Origin of the sequence: Pedobacter superstes, from assembly GCF_037622515.1 — a bacterium.
GTDB lineage: Bacteria > Bacteroidota > Bacteroidia > Sphingobacteriales > Sphingobacteriaceae > Paradesertivirga > Paradesertivirga superstes.
Genome location: NZ_JBBJCN010000007.1, coordinates 20,446 through 34,747 on the forward strand (window position 1 = coordinate 20,446; position 14,302 = coordinate 34,747).

Genomic DNA, 14,302 nt, shown 5'->3' on the forward strand with positions numbered 1-14,302 from the left:
CAAAATATAATGGCAAGAGATTTAAAATTTACAAGAAATATAGGAATCGCTGCTCACATTGATGCTGGTAAAACCACAACAACCGAGCGTATTCTTTACTATTCTGGTGTTAGTCATAAAATTGGTGAAGTGCACGAAGGTGCTGCAACAATGGACTGGATGGCACAAGAGCAGGAGCGTGGTATTACCATTACATCTGCCGCAACTACTGTTGATTGGAAATACAGAAATCAAACGTATCACATCAATATTATCGATACACCGGGTCACGTGGATTTTACCGTTGAGGTAAATCGTTCATTACGTGTTTTGGATGGATTGGTATTCTTGTTTTCTGCGGTTGATGGTGTTGAGCCTCAGTCTGAAACTAACTGGAGACTGGCTAACAACTATAACGTTGCCCGTATTGGCTTCGTTAATAAGATGGACCGTTCTGGTGCAGATTTCTTAAAAGTTGTTAAGCAGGTGAAAGATATGTTGGGTAGTAATGCAGTTCCTCTGCAACTACCTATCGGTGCCGAAGATGGTTTTCTAGGTGTGGTTGATTTGATTAATAACCGTGGTATTGTTTGGAATGAGCACGATAAAGGAATGACCTTTACAGAAGTGCCTATTCCTGAAGATATGCTTGATGAGGTTGCTGAGTGGAGAGAGAAATTGTTAGAATCTGTTGCAGAATATGATGAGAGCTTAATGGAGAAATTCTTCGAAGCTCCTGAAACGATTACTGAACGTGAAGTTTTAGACGCTTTGCGTCAGGCAGTTTTAGACGCTAAGATTGTTCCTATGGTTTGTGGTTCATCTTTCAAAAATAAAGGTGTTCAAACCATGCTTGATTACGTGATGGAGTTATTGCCTTCACCGATGGATGTTGAGGGAATCGTTGGACACAATCCTGATACAGGAGAAGAAATTCTTCGTAAACCGGATGTAAAAGAACCTTTTGCAGCCTTAGCATTCAAGATTGCTACAGATCCGTTTGTAGGGCGTTTGTGCTTTATCCGTGTTTACTCAGGTAATCTGGATGCTGGTTCTTACGTATACAATATGCGTTCAGGAAACAAAGAACGTATTTCACGTATCTTCCAAATGCACGCAAACAAGCAAAATCCTATCCCTAACGTAGGTGCTGGTGATATTGCTGCTGTAGTTGGATTTAAAGATATCAAAACAGGAGATACACTTTGCGATGAGAAACACCCGATCGTTTTAGAATCTATGAATTTCCCTGAGCCCGTTATCGGTTTAGCTATTGAGCCTAAAACTCAGGCCGACGTAGATAAATTGGGTATGGCTTTAGGTAAATTAGCTGAAGAGGATCCTACATTCCACGTAAAAACGGATGAAGAAACAGGTCAAACTGTGATTTCAGGTATGGGAGAGCTTCACTTAGATATTTTAATGGATCGTTTAAAACGTGAATTTAAAGTTGAAGTTAACCAGGGAGCTCCTCAGGTTGCATACAAAGAAGCGATTACAGGAACTGTTCAACACAGAGAAACGTATAAAAAACAAACTGGTGGTCGTGGTAAATTCGCTGATATCCAGGTTATCATTTCTCCGATTGATCCTGACTTCGAAAAAGGTGGTCTTCAGTTTGTGAATGAAATTTCAGGTGGTTCTATTCCACGTGAGTTTATTCCATCTGTTGAAAAAGGATTTGCTGCTGCTATGGCAAATGGTGTGTTAGCCGGTTATCCTCTTCCTGATATGAAAGTTCGTTTGATTGATGGTTCATTCCACGCAGTCGATTCAGATGCTTTATCTTTTGAGATTTGTGCACGTTCAGCTTTCCGTGAAGCATTGCCAAAAGCACGCCCGGTATTAATGGAGCCAATTATGAAAGTAGAAATACTTACACCTGAAGAAAATATGGGTGATGTAATTGGTGATATGAACCGTCGTCGTGGTCAACTTTTAGGTATGGATTCTCGTGCTGGTTCACAAGTAATTAAAGCTACTGTGCCTCTTTCAGAAATGTTTGGTTATGTAACTCAGTTACGTACTATTACTTCTGGCCGTGCAACTTCTACAATGGAATTTGATCATTACGAAGAAGCTCCAAGAAATGTGCAGGATGAAGTAATTGCTAAAGTAAAAGGTAAAAAAGCCGGAGTGTAATTTAAGCATCTTAATAAAAATAAATCAGTCCTTAGTAACTAATAGCTCTTATTGAGGATATAACTAAAAATAAAATGAGCCAAAGAATCAGAATTAAATTAAAATCTTACGATTACAACTTGGTTGATAAGTCAGCTGAGAAAATCGTTAAAACTGTAAAGCCCACAGGTGCAGTAGTTAGCGGACCGATTCCTCTTCCAACAGAGAAGAAAATCTTCACAGTGTTACGTTCACCACACGTAAACAAAAAAGCACGTGAGCAGTTCCAGCTTTGTTCTTACAAGAGATTGTTAGACATTTACAGCTCTAACTCTAAAACTGTAGATGCTTTAATGAAACTTGAATTACCTAGCGGTGTTGAAGTAGAAATCAAAGTTTAAGTACAGAAGGATTTTAATAAAATGGCCTGTTCAGTTTATCTGGACAGGCCTTTTTTGCTTATTAGATTTTACTTCCTCTTTCCTGCATCTTCTTCAGCCTTCTTTTGCAGTAATTCTTCAAGTGTATTCCTCTCGGTCTGAAGCTCTCGTGAAAGTTTTTGTTCTTTTTCTTTAGCTTTAGTTTTGTAGGATTGATATTCTGATGCAATTTCCTCGTATAACTCTTTATTGTGCTTTGCCTCGCTCGAATTTCTGGCCGTTGAAAACAATACTGCTGCCAGGCCAACTCCTAATACCGCTATCGCTCCCCAAACTATCCAGTTATAAGTAGTGGTGTCAACAGAAGTCCCTAAAACTTGAATCTGTGTAGATGGGGCAGAGCTCTCTGAGATGGTAGCACCTTCTGAACCTGTCAGTTTTTTTAATTCACTGATTTGCTTTTCCTGCTCGCTTAGTTTTTGTTTTGCAGAAGCCAATTCCTTATTGGCTTTTTTCAAAGAATCAGTGACGTTTTGCCAGAGTACACTTAGTCGTGTGGGGTTGACGACTTTATATCCCTGCTGCATCCATGAGTGTTTTAATAAATCTTCATATTGCCCCTTCAGTGAACCATTGAATGGTTTGTCAGCAATTTTAACAACTTGATTAACTGGCTTATTCACTATAGCAGTTGGTGGGGTAGTCTGAATAGCAGCTGCCGGTTTAACAGGCTTCTTAACCGGTGAAGTAATGGTTGTTTTTGAAGGTTGCGGGCTTACAGTTTTAGTCGAATCCTGAGCTTTGGAACTTAAAGCGATAAAACACAGATTGATAAAGAGGATAAGCAGGCGCTTGAGTAATGTCTGTCTCATAGAAATGGTGTGTTATAATATCGTGAAAGTAGACATTTTATTAAATAGAAAAAATTAAACCTCATTTCACTTATGAATGTTATACCATTATAGCCGCCTTAATTATGAACTTTTATAAAGCCTCTTTAATTAGTACAGTGTATATTATACTGTTAGTCAGCAATGCTTTTGCGCGGCAAATTACGGAGAATGTTATTCTGGTTACTGTTGATGGTTTACGCTGGCAGGAATTATTTATGGGTGCAGATCCTGATATAATAAAGAACAAGAGATATGTGAACAGTATTGTGAATACGATGAATTCCTTCTGGAACAATGATGAGCACTTGAGAAGGCAAAAACTTTTTCCATTTATATGGTCATCACTTGTTGGCAACGGTCAGATTTACGGTAATCGCAATTGGGGGAATAAGGTAAATTTAACCAACAGGTACCTGTTTTCTTACCCTGGCTACAATGAGCTGTTGACAGGAAGACGCGACAGAAATATTCGCGGCAACGCCAGAAAGTTCAACAAGAATGAAACCATTCTTGAGTTTGCCAATCAGCAAGTTGATTTCAAAAATAAAGTAGCCGTATTTGCATCCTGGGACGTATTCCACTATATCATAAATCCCTTGCGTTCAGGAATACATCTAAATGCTGGAAATGATACAGCAAAGCTCAGACTTACAGCCAGGGAGAAGTATTTAAATCATATGCAGGCTGGCACTCCGAGTCCATGGAAAGCAACCCGTTTTGATAGATTCACCCACAGCTATGCAAAGGAATACTTAGAAAAGAATTTACCCAGGTTACTTTTAATTGCCTACGGCGAAACAGATGAGTTTGCACATCAGGGAAAATACGATAAGTATCTCCAGGCTATTCAACAGGCGGATAATTACATAAAGGAAATTTGGGAGTGGATTCAGGCGAGCGATCACTATAGAAATAAGACCACCCTTATTATAACCACCGACCATGGAAGGGGAGCAGGGAATCATTCATGGAAAAGCCACGGAATCGGGCGCGCTGGCTCGAATCAAACATGGTTCGCGATAATGGGGCCTGATACCAAAGCTTTGGGTGAGATTAAAACAAAGAATCATTATTATACAACCCAACTCGCAAATACTATAGCAGCGTTTTTGAATCTTAATTATCCTGAGACCAATTCGGGAGGAGCGCCTGTCTACAATGCTTTTGCAAGGTAATAAGCGCTATAGCAAGCTCAGCATCTTTCTTATATTTACCCCATGGATATTGGCATTATTGGTTTAGGAGATATGGGATCCTTATGTGCCCGTAAATGGGCCGGAAAAGGATATTCAGTGTTCGGGTGCGATTTGCCCGAGAATTATGAAAGTTTTATTGAGTCTTTTCAGGATTCGCCGGTAACTGTTTTAAAAGAAGCAAAAGAAGTTGCTGAAAGAGCTGATTTTCTGCTTTTCTCTGTTGAGACAGCGAATATAAGCGCCGTGGTGGCTGAAGTTGCCGATTTCGTAAAGCCAGGGGCAATTGTTGCCGGACAAACATCTGTCAAATTTCCCGAGATCGAAGCATTCGATAAGTATCTGTCTATAGATGTATATGTATTTACTTGTCATTCGCTTCACGGACCTTCATTCTCAACTGAAGGCCAGAAACTGATTGTAGTCCCTCATCGCGTAAGTGAGAAAGCGTATAATGACGGGATGAAGATCTACAAATCTCTAGATTCAGAGATAATAGAAGTAGAAAGCTATATACAGCATGATAAAATTATGGCCGATACACAGGCTGTAACTCATATGGGTTTTGAAAGCATGGGTACGGCATGGAAAAATGCGGGTTTTTATCCTTGGGATCATGGGGCCTATTCCACTGGTATAGATAATGTAAAAATTCTCACTACGCTTCGTATATTCAGCTACAAAGCTCACGTGTATGCTGGATTGGCTATTTTGAATCCTTTTGCAAGAGAGCAGGTCAGGCAATATGCGAGGTCAGAGTCTGAGTTATTTAAGATGATGATCTGTGAGCAGGAAAAGGAGTTTCGTGAAAGGATTAAAGCAGCGAATGAATTCGTATTTCATGGAGAACGGGATTTTATTACACTTGATGTTGAGGTAATGAAGGATTTTAAAATGGCAGAAGAAGGAGATACGCACATGCCCAATTCTCATTTAAGCTTACTGGCCATGGTAGATTCCTGGTATCAGATGAAAGTTAATCCCTATGAAAATCTAATTTGTCAAACGCCACCTTTCAGATTACGCTTAGGTATTGCCGAATATCTTTTTAAAAATCAAGATTTATTAGAAGAAACTATCCAAGCTGCTTTATATGATAAAGGTATCCGGGCTGACGATCTGGAATTCCATTCGGCTGTGAGAGAATGGGCTTCTATAATAGAATATGGTGATATGGATGGTTATATCACCCATTTTAACCAGGTAAAAGATTTTTTTTCTGACAGATTACAGGATGGTGCGCGGCAAAGTAGCCGGTTAATAGAGAAATTAAGTTTGTAGAAATAAAAAAAGCTGCTCAATCGAGCAGCTTTTTTATTTCGCAATGGATTATTTCAGTTGATTAATCATCCACTTTAACCTTAGTGTCAGGAGTTTTAGTTTTTGACTCATCACCATCAGTTTTGGTCTTTGAATCTATGGTTTTAGTCTTAGATTCATCCCCGTCTACTTTTACCTTGGTATCGCCTTCTTTATATTTCATTTCGTCGCCATCCATCTTTAACTTGCCATCGGCGGTTTTTATTTTAATATTATCGCCATCGCGTATTACTAATTCTTCATTAAGAGTCCAGCTGCCTTCCGGAGATTTAATAACAGCATTGTTTACAACAACGCCACTTGTACCATAAAGAGTATCCCTGGTATTTACATCAACAAAGAATAAGTCCTTTTCAATTGGTTGTTTCGTATCGCTATATACATAATGGCCTTTTTCAGTATCACGTACAATAGTCACAGGTTCTCCGGTGCTTAGGTTTACATAAGAAGCCTCAGAAGTATTCATATCCGTAGCAGTTGAATCGGCGTTTGCGTTATCATTGGATGTATTGTTACATGCCATGAATGCCGGAATTAACAGTATTCCAACGGATCTTAAAACAGTCGTTTTCATAATTTATTTGTTTTTATTGGTTTAGCAAGTAACAGCATATGTGTGCAAAAGGTTTTAATTGGTTGACATGCAAGGAGAGAACTGAGAATTATTAGATAATTATTCTCAAATATCTCACTGAAAAGAGAAGACTTTAGAAGTAAAATTCTCCCAATCTAATATATATATTAAGGCTGCTGATAAATATTAAAAAAATCTTAATAAAAATAACTCATTGACTATTTGATTATTAATCAATTGTTTCTATCTTTGCCCTCCCTTAACGGGATTACCATGCCTTGAACGAAGCCCTACTGCTTCGATGGGCACAAATAGAGAAAAAAAAGAAAATGTCAGGAATTATTGGAAAAAAAGTAGGAATGACCAGCATTTTTGATGCCGAAGGGAGAAACATCCCTTGTACGGTTATTGAAGCTGGCCCTTGCGTAGTAACGCAGATTCGTACCTCTGAGAAAGATGGTTACGAGGCAGTTCAGTTGGCTTTCGATGAAAAGAAAGAAAAAAACACATCTGCACAACTAAAAGGCCATTTCTCAAAAGCAAACACAACTCCTAAGCGCAAGCTTGTTGAGTTTAAGACGTTTGAAGATGAGAAAAGTTTGGGCGATACAGTTACTGTAGAAATTTTTGCCGAAGGCGACTTTGTTGATGTAGTTGGTACTTCAAAAGGTAAAGGTTTTCAAGGTGTTGTAAAGCGTCACGGATTTAGTGGTGTAGGTATGCAGACTCACGGTCAGCACAACAGGTTAAGAGCTCCAGGTTCATTGGGTGCTTCTTCATGGCCTTCACGTGTATTCAAAGGAATGCGCATGGCGGGTCGTACTGGTGGCGACAGAGTTAAAATTCAGAATCTTCAGGTTTTGAAAATTTACACTGAGCAAAATTTATTAGTAGTTAGCGGTTCAATCCCGGGAGCTAAAGGTTCTTACGTAATCGTTGATAAATAAGGAGATGGAAGTTAACGTAGTAAACATAGCAGGTAAAGAAACAGGTGCCAAGGTGCAGCTTCCTGATGCGATATTTGGTGTAGAGCCAAATGATCATGCAATCTACTTAGATGTTAAACAATACCTGGCTAATCAACGTCAAGGTACTCACAAGTCTAAGCAACGTAACGAAATAGCCGGTTCAACCCGTAAATTACATAAACAAAAAGGTACAGGTGGTGCCCGTGCAGGTAGTATCAAATCGCCTTTGTTTAATGGAGGTGGTCGTGTATTCGGTCCTCAGCCACGTGATTACAGCTTTAAGTTGAATAAAAAATTAAAGCAACTTGCGCGTAGATCAGCTTTAACATATAAAGCAATAGATAATAATATAGTAGTTCTTGAAGACTTCTCATTCGATGCGGTTAAAACAAAAAACTACTTAAAGCTGATTACAGATCTAAACGTTGGCGGTGAGAAAACTTTATTGGTTTTACCAGCAGCCGACAGCAATATTTATTTATCAAGCAGAAATCTTAAGAAAGCAAAAGTTGTAACTGCAGCTGATTTAAATACACACGATGTATTAAATGCAGGAAAGCTTTTATTAACAACAGGTTCTGTTAAAATGTTGGAGGAGGCGTTCGCCAAGTAATATGGAAATTTTAAAGAAACCTATTTTAACCGAAAAAGCATCTGCTTTAACAGAAAAGCTGAACCGCTTTTCATTTAAGGTAGATCACAGGGCCAACAAATTGCAGATCAAAGCTGCAATTGAGCAAATGTATGGTGTTAGCATCGTTGCTATCAATACAATGGTGGTATCTGGTAAATCAAAGAATCGTCAAACAAAAGCAGGTTTAGTATCGGGACGTACTCCTAAATACAAAAAAGCAATTGTAACGATGAAAGAAGGTGAAGTTATTGACTTTTACAGCAATATATAATTAAGACATGGCAGTTAGAAGATTTAAACCGGTTACCCCTGGTACTCGTTTCCGCGTTGGAGGTGATTATTCTGATGTAACTACAAACGTACCCGAAAAGTCGTTAGTGGTTTCTATTAAGAAATCAGGTGGTAGAAACCATTCCGGTAAAATGACTATGCGTTATCTCGGTGGGGGACATAAAAAGTCATACCGATTGATTGATTTTAAACGCGATAAACAAGATATCCCCGCAACAGTTGCCACAATCGAGTACGATCCTAACCGTACCGCACGTATTGCTTTATTGAATTACGTAGATGGTGAAAAACGTTACATCATTGCTCCTGAAGGATTGACAGTTGGACAAACTGTGGTTTCAGGTCAGGCCGTAGCTCCTGAGGTTGGTAATGCGCTTCCGTTGAAAAGCATTCCTCTTGGTTCTATAGTTCATAATATTGAATTGAACCCAGGTCAGGGCGCAACTATCGCACGTAGTGCAGGTACTTACGCTCAGCTTTCAGCTCGTGATGGTAAATATGCAATTATCAAAATGCCTTCTGGCGAAACCAGAATGATTTTGTCTACTTGTATGGCTACTATCGGAACGGTTTCAAATTCTGAAAAAGCTAACGAAGTGTTAGGTAAAGCAGGTAGAAATCGTTGGTTGGGTAGAAGACCAAGAGTAAGAGGTGTTGCAATGAACCCGGTAGATCACCCTATGGGTGGTGGTGAAGGAAGATCATCTGGTGGTCACCCTCGCTCTAGAAAAGGTTTATTGGCTAAAGGCTACAAAACTCGTAATAAACAAAAAAGCTCTAACCGTTACATAATCGAAGGGAGGAAGAAATAATGGCTCGTTCACTTAAAAAAGGCCCTTACATAGACCACAATTTAGAATCTAAAGTGGTTGCTATGACAGAAAGCAATAAGAAATCAGTAATCAAAACCTGGTCTCGTCGTTCAATGATTTCTCCGGATTTCGTAGGACACACATTTGCAGTACACAACGGGAATAAATTCATCCCGGTATATGTAACAGAAAACATGGTTGGTCACAAGATGGGCGAGTTTGCTCCAACCAGAACATTTAGAGGTCACGCTGAAAAGAGAAAATAAGCAATGGAAGCAGTAGCAAAATTAAATGATTGCCCTACCTCACCTCGTAAAATGCGATTGGTTGTTGACCTGATCCGTGGTGAACGTGTAGAGAAAGCGTTATACATCTTAAAGTATACAAATAAAGAAGCAGCACAAAGAGTTGAGAAACTGTTATTGTCTGCAATAAAAAATTGGGAAGCTAAGAACGAAGGTCAGCGCCCTGAAGACAACGAATTGTTTGTGAAAACGATCACTGTTGACGGAGGTCGCCAGTTAAAAAGACTTAGACCAGCTCCTCAAGGTCGTGGTCACAGAATTCGCAAGCGTTCAAATCACGTAACTCTTGTAGTTGATACAAAAAACGTTCAAACTGAAACTAAATAAGGAATGGGACAGAAAGCACATCCAATAGGTAACAGATTAGGAATCATCAAAGGTTGGGATTCTAACTGGTTCGGTGGCAACAACTACTCCGATAAATTAGTTGAAGATGAAAAGATCAGAAAATATATCGCTGCACGTATTTCTAAAGGCGGTATCTCTAAAGTAGTCATTGAGCGTACTCTAAAACGCATTACAGTTACTATACATACGGCTCGCCCGGGTATCGTTATTGGTAAAGGCGGTCAGGAAGTAGACAGACTAAAAGAAGAGTTAAAAAAACTAACTAAGAAAGACGTTCAGATCAACATTTTTGAAATCAAACGTCCTGAGTTAGATGCTCAGTTGGTAGGCGAAGGTATCGCTAAACAATTAGAGGCTCGTATCTCTTTCCGTCGTGCGATGAAAACAACAATTGCTTCAACCATGAGAATGGGTGCTGAAGGAATTAAAATAATGTGTTCTGGCCGTTTAGGTGGTGCTGAGATGGCACGTACCGAGCAATATAAAGAAGGAAGAATTCCTTTGCATACTTTCCGTGCAGATATTGACTATGCATTAGCAGAAGCTCTTACAACTTATGGTAAAATAGGTGTTAAGGTGTGGATTTGCAAAGGCGAAGTTTATGGAAAACGTGATTTATCTCCGAACATTGGTCAAACTACTGGTGTAAGAGGCAGAGATGGTGCAGAAGCTGGTTTTGCCGGTGGTGCAGACAGACGTGCCGGAGGTAATGAAAGACGCGGCGGTGGTAATGACAGACGTGGTGGTGGCGATAATCGTGGCGGTGGTCAAAACCGTGGCGGTGGTCCGGGTCAAAATCGCGGCGGTGGTCAAAACCGTGGTGGTGGTGCTGGAGCAGGTGGCTTCAGAGGAAAGAAATAATTTAAATTTTAGACATCGTTTTTCGATAAATATATAAGAACATGTTACAGCCAAAAAGAACGAAGTTCAGGAAGATGCAAAAAGGCAAAATGAAAGGTCTGGCCACTCGTGGTGCAGAACTAGCATTTGGTTCTTTTGGAATAAAATCATTAGAACCAGCTTGGATCACCAGTCGTCAGATTGAAGCGGCTCGTATTGCGGTTACCCGTTTTATGAAACGTGAAGGTCAGGTGTGGATCCGTATTTTTCCTGATAAACCCGTTACCAAGAAACCTGCGGAAGTACGTATGGGTAAAGGTAAAGGTGCTCCAGAATACTGGGTGGCAGTTGTACGCCCAGGTAGAATGATATTTGAAGCTGAAGGTGTGCCTTTGGAAGTTGCCAAAGAAGCATTGCGTTTAGCCGCTCAAAAATTACCCGTTCAAACTAAATTCGTCTTACGTAGAGATTACGTAGAGGCTTAATCTCTAAAGAAAGAAACAAAAATGAAAAACTCAGAAATTTTAGAGCTATCTACTGAAGAGATCGTTGCGAGAATTAATGAAGAACGAGCAAATCTTACAAAATTAAGGTTCGCACACACGGTATCTGCTATTGAAAACCCTACAAGGATCAATAAAGTAAGAAAAGATATCGCTCGTTTAAACACAGAATTGACTAACCGCAAGGTGCAGTCCGCTTCTGAAACAAAATAATTTTAGAGTCCAAATGGAAAGAAAATTAAGAAAAACACGTATCGGGCTTGTGGTTAGCAACAAGATGGAGAAATCTATCGTAGTTGCTGTAGAAAGAAAAGTGAAGCACCCGATTTATGGTAAGTTCGTGAAGAAAACTACCAAATTTATGGCTCATGACGAAACTAACACTTGTGGTATCGGTGATACAGTGTTAATTATGGAAACTCGTCCGCTGAGTAAAACTAAAAACTGGAGATTAGTTGAAATTTTAGAAAGGGCTAAGTAACATGGTACAACAGGAATCAAGACTGAATGTTGCTGACAACAGCGGAGCTAAAGAAGTTTTAGTTATCCGTGTTCTTGGCGGTACCGGAAAGCGTTATGCATCAGTAGGCGACAAAGTTGTTGTCACTGTTAAGAGTGCGCTTCCATCAGGTAACGTTAAGAAGGGAACTGTTTCAAAAGCAGTTGTTGTTAGAACAAAGAAAGAAGTAAGACGTAAAGACGGTTCTTACATCCGCTTCGACGATAACGCAGCAGTATTATTAAACGCACAGGACGAACCACGTGGAACACGTATCTTCGGCCCGGTTGCAAGAGAACTGCGTGAAAAACAATTCATGAAAATTGTATCATTAGCACCGGAGGTACTATAAAATGCAAAAGAAATTAAATATTATACCTAAGCTTAAAATCCGTAAAGGAGATTTAGTGCAGGTAATGGCCGGGGATTCAAAGGGAAAACAAGGCAAGATTACAGAAGTAATTCTTAAAACTAACAGAGCGATTGTTGAAGGTGCTAATATGGTATCTAAACACACTAAGCCAAGTGCAACTAATCCAAACGGTGGTATCGTTAAAATGGAAGCTGCAATTCATGTATCTAACTTAATGGTTATTGATGCTAAAACTGGTAAGCCAAGCCGTGTTGGAAAGAAGAAAAATGCTGAAGGCAAATCGGTTCGTATAACCAAAAAATCTGGAGAGGAAATTAAGTTATGACATACGTACCAAGATTAAAAGCTAAATATAAAGAGGATATCCGCACGGCACTGAAAGATAAATTTCAGTATAAAAGCGTAATGCAGGTTCCTAAGCTTGAAAAAATTGCTATCAACCAGGGTGTTGGTGCTGCAACTACAGATAAAAAATTAATTGAGGTTGCTATCAACGAGCTAACTACCATCACTGGTCAGCAGGCAGTTGCTTCAAAATCAAAGAAAGATATCTCGAACTTTAAATTACGTAAAGGAATGCCTGTTGGTGTACGTGTAACATTACGCGATACTCAAATGTATGAGTTCCTTGACCGTTTAATTTCAGTTGCTTTACCACGTATCCGTGATTTCAAAGGAATCAACGATAAAGGTTTCGACGGACGCGGAAATTATACTTTAGGTATAACAGAGCAAATCATATTCCCTGAAATCAATATTGACAAGATCAATAAAATCATGGGTATGGATATCACATTTGTAACTTCTGCTGATAACGATGTTGAAGCACTTGAGTTACTTAAACAATTTGGTTTACCATTTAAAAATCAAGCAGTAAACAATGGCTAAGGAAGGTGTAAAAGCACGCGAAGTTAAACGTGCGAAATTAGTTGCCAAATACGCAGACAAAAGAGCAGCATTAAAAGCTGAGGGTGATTTTGTTGGATTAGACAAATTACCTAAAAACTCTTCACCTGTACGTTTACACAACCGTTGTAAATTAACAGGTCGTCCCCGCGGATATATGCGCCAGTTTGGTATTTCACGTGTAACATTCCGTGAAATGGCTCTTGCTGGTAAAATACCCGGAGTTAAGAAAGCAAGCTGGTAAGCTGATAAGAAATAAAGTCAAAAGTAAAAATTCAAAAATAGGCGTTAAATCCCTTTTGAATTTTTACTTTTGCATTTTGAATTTTTAACCGATAGAAGGTCGTCTGCCCGAGGTAGAAGGAAACCGCTATCATAATCCATAATAATGAATACAGATCCAATAGCAGATTATCTTACGAGAGTAAGGAATGCCATTAAGGCCAACCACAGGGTTGTAGAAATTCCTGCATCAAACCTCAAAAAGGAAATGACAAAAGTACTTTTTGATAAAGGTTACATCGCCAACTATAAGTTTGACGATAATATTGTACAAGGCACAATCAAAATCGCCTTAAAATATCATCCGATTACTAAAGTTTCTGCTATTCGCACGCTATTACGTGTGAGTAAGCCAGGTTTGAGAAAGTATGCAGGTGTTGACAAAATGCCACGAGTATTAAACGGTTTAGGGATTGCTATCGTTTCTACCTCCAGAGGAGTAATGACAGATAAAGAGGCCCGCAACTTGAACATCGGTGGTGAAGTTTTATGTTACGTTTATTAATCATAGGAGATTAAACGATGTCAAGAATAGGAAAAGCCCCAATCGCCATCCCAAGTGGAGTTACAATTTCAATATCTTCTGATAATGTTGTAACCATCAAAGGTGCAAAAGGAGAGTTAACCCAGAAGGTTGATTCAGATATTACAATTTCTCAGGAAGACGGACAAATCATTGTTCAACGTCCTTCTGAACAAAAACGTCATAAAGCATTACATGGCTTATATCGTTCACTTTTAAACAACATGGTTAAAGGTGTAACTGAAGGATACAAGTTAGAGCAGGAATTAGTAGGTGTGGGTTACCGTGCTACTAATACCGGTAATACGTTGGACCTTGTATTAGGTTATTCTCACCATTATGTATTTGAGTTACCAAAAGAAATTAAAGTAGCTACAACTGCAGAAAAAGGAAAGAACCCTACAATTATATTAGAGAGTATCGACAAACAATTATTAGGACAAGTAGCTGCAAAGATACGTTCGCTACGCGCTCCTGAACCTTATAAAGGTAAAGGTATCAAGTTTGTAGGTGAAGAGTTAAGAAGAAAAGCAGGTAAATCTGCAGCTAAAAAATAAT

Annotated in this window: 22 protein-coding genes; 20 read left to right on the forward strand and 2 right to left on the reverse strand. The window is 39.2% G+C overall.

Annotated elements, in window-relative coordinates; translation table 11 throughout:
* Positions 1-9: 9 nt before the first annotated feature.
* A complete protein-coding gene (gene fusA / locus WG906_RS16480; RefSeq protein ID WP_339993944.1) occupies positions 10-2,121 on the forward strand; it encodes an elongation factor G in 2,112 nt (703 codons plus the stop codon).
* Between the two features lie 74 nt (positions 2,122-2,195).
* Positions 2,196-2,501 (forward strand): 30S ribosomal protein S10, encoded by a 306-nt coding sequence (rpsJ, locus tag WG906_RS16485; RefSeq protein WP_040627320.1) that lies wholly within the window; start codon positions 2,196-2,198, stop codon positions 2,499-2,501.
* A 68-nt stretch (positions 2,502-2,569) separates the two neighbouring features.
* Here rpsJ and WG906_RS16490 read toward each other — a convergent pair whose 3' ends face one another.
* Positions 2,570-3,352, reverse strand: coding sequence for a hypothetical protein (locus tag WG906_RS16490; protein ID WP_339993945.1), 783 nt, complete (start codon positions 3,350-3,352; stop codon positions 2,570-2,572).
* Positions 3,353-3,456: 104 nt separating this feature from the next.
* Between WG906_RS16490 and WG906_RS16495 the strand changes: the two genes are divergently transcribed.
* Positions 3,457-4,548 carry an alkaline phosphatase family protein gene (locus WG906_RS16495; RefSeq protein WP_339993946.1) on the forward strand — a complete coding sequence of 364 codons (1,092 nt, stop codon included), beginning with the start codon at positions 3,457-3,459 and terminating at the stop codon, positions 4,546-4,548.
* Between the two features lie 42 nt (positions 4,549-4,590).
* Entirely contained in the window at positions 4,591-5,847 is a 1,257-nt protein-coding gene (locus tag WG906_RS16500; protein WP_339993947.1) for an NAD(P)-binding domain-containing protein, read from the forward strand.
* 61 nt (positions 5,848-5,908) lie between these two features.
* Here WG906_RS16500 and WG906_RS16505 read toward each other — a convergent pair whose 3' ends face one another.
* Entirely contained in the window at positions 5,909-6,460 is a 552-nt protein-coding gene (locus WG906_RS16505; RefSeq protein WP_339993948.1) for a hypothetical protein, read from the reverse strand.
* Between the two features lie 329 nt (positions 6,461-6,789).
* Between WG906_RS16505 and rplC the strand changes: the two genes are divergently transcribed.
* From rplC to rplF, 16 genes are all read left to right on the forward strand, one after another.
* Entirely contained in the window at positions 6,790-7,407 is a 618-nt protein-coding gene (gene rplC / locus WG906_RS16510; protein WP_339993949.1) for a 50S ribosomal protein L3, read from the forward strand.
* A gap of 4 nt (positions 7,408-7,411) precedes the next feature.
* Entirely contained in the window at positions 7,412-8,041 is a 630-nt protein-coding gene (gene rplD / locus WG906_RS16515; RefSeq protein ID WP_339993950.1) for a 50S ribosomal protein L4, read from the forward strand.
* A 1-nt stretch (position 8,042) separates the two neighbouring features.
* Complete coding sequence (gene rplW, locus WG906_RS16520) at positions 8,043-8,333, forward strand: 50S ribosomal protein L23 (protein ID WP_339993951.1); 291 nt, start codon at positions 8,043-8,045, stop codon at positions 8,331-8,333.
* Positions 8,334-8,340: 7 nt separating this feature from the next.
* Complete coding sequence (gene rplB, locus WG906_RS16525) at positions 8,341-9,165, forward strand: 50S ribosomal protein L2 (RefSeq protein WP_339993952.1); 825 nt, start codon at positions 8,341-8,343, stop codon at positions 9,163-9,165.
* Positions 9,165-9,431, forward strand: a complete 267-nt coding sequence (gene rpsS / locus WG906_RS16530) for a 30S ribosomal protein S19 (protein ID WP_339993953.1) — start codon at positions 9,165-9,167, stop codon at positions 9,429-9,431. Before rplB ends, rpsS begins: the two co-directional genes overlap by 1 nt.
* 3 nt (positions 9,432-9,434) lie before the next feature.
* Positions 9,435-9,797: a 50S ribosomal protein L22 gene (gene rplV, locus WG906_RS16535; RefSeq protein ID WP_339993954.1), complete on the forward strand. Its 363-nt coding sequence runs from the start codon at positions 9,435-9,437 to the stop codon at positions 9,795-9,797.
* 3 nt (positions 9,798-9,800) lie between these two features.
* A complete protein-coding gene (rpsC, locus tag WG906_RS16540; RefSeq protein WP_339993955.1) occupies positions 9,801-10,679 on the forward strand; it encodes a 30S ribosomal protein S3 in 879 nt (292 codons plus the stop codon).
* Between the two features lie 41 nt (positions 10,680-10,720).
* A complete protein-coding gene (rplP, locus tag WG906_RS16545; protein WP_255903619.1) occupies positions 10,721-11,143 on the forward strand; it encodes a 50S ribosomal protein L16 in 423 nt (140 codons plus the stop codon).
* Between the two features lie 21 nt (positions 11,144-11,164).
* Positions 11,165-11,374 (forward strand): 50S ribosomal protein L29, encoded by a 210-nt coding sequence (rpmC, locus tag WG906_RS16550; RefSeq protein WP_339993956.1) that lies wholly within the window; start codon positions 11,165-11,167, stop codon positions 11,372-11,374.
* Positions 11,375-11,387: 13 nt separating this feature from the next.
* Positions 11,388-11,642 (forward strand): 30S ribosomal protein S17, encoded by a 255-nt coding sequence (rpsQ, locus tag WG906_RS16555; RefSeq protein ID WP_339993957.1) that lies wholly within the window; start codon positions 11,388-11,390, stop codon positions 11,640-11,642.
* Position 11,643: 1 nt separating this feature from the next.
* Positions 11,644-12,012, forward strand: coding sequence for a 50S ribosomal protein L14 (gene rplN / locus WG906_RS16560; RefSeq protein ID WP_339993958.1), 369 nt, complete (start codon positions 11,644-11,646; stop codon positions 12,010-12,012).
* A 1-nt stretch (position 12,013) separates the two neighbouring features.
* Positions 12,014-12,358: a 50S ribosomal protein L24 gene (gene rplX / locus WG906_RS16565; RefSeq protein ID WP_339993959.1), complete on the forward strand. Its 345-nt coding sequence runs from the start codon at positions 12,014-12,016 to the stop codon at positions 12,356-12,358.
* A complete protein-coding gene (gene rplE, locus WG906_RS16570; RefSeq protein ID WP_339993960.1) occupies positions 12,355-12,921 on the forward strand; it encodes a 50S ribosomal protein L5 in 567 nt (188 codons plus the stop codon). Before rplX ends, rplE begins: the two co-directional genes overlap by 4 nt.
* Entirely contained in the window at positions 12,914-13,183 is a 270-nt protein-coding gene (gene rpsN / locus WG906_RS16575; protein WP_339993961.1) for a 30S ribosomal protein S14, read from the forward strand. The genes rplE and rpsN overlap by 8 nt, the downstream gene beginning before the upstream one ends.
* A gap of 144 nt (positions 13,184-13,327) precedes the next feature.
* Entirely contained in the window at positions 13,328-13,726 is a 399-nt protein-coding gene (gene rpsH, locus WG906_RS16580; protein WP_339993962.1) for a 30S ribosomal protein S8, read from the forward strand.
* A 17-nt stretch (positions 13,727-13,743) separates the two neighbouring features.
* Positions 13,744-14,301, forward strand: coding sequence for a 50S ribosomal protein L6 (rplF, locus tag WG906_RS16585; RefSeq protein WP_339993963.1), 558 nt, complete (start codon positions 13,744-13,746; stop codon positions 14,299-14,301).
* The last annotated feature ends 1 nt before the right edge of the window (position 14,302 follow it).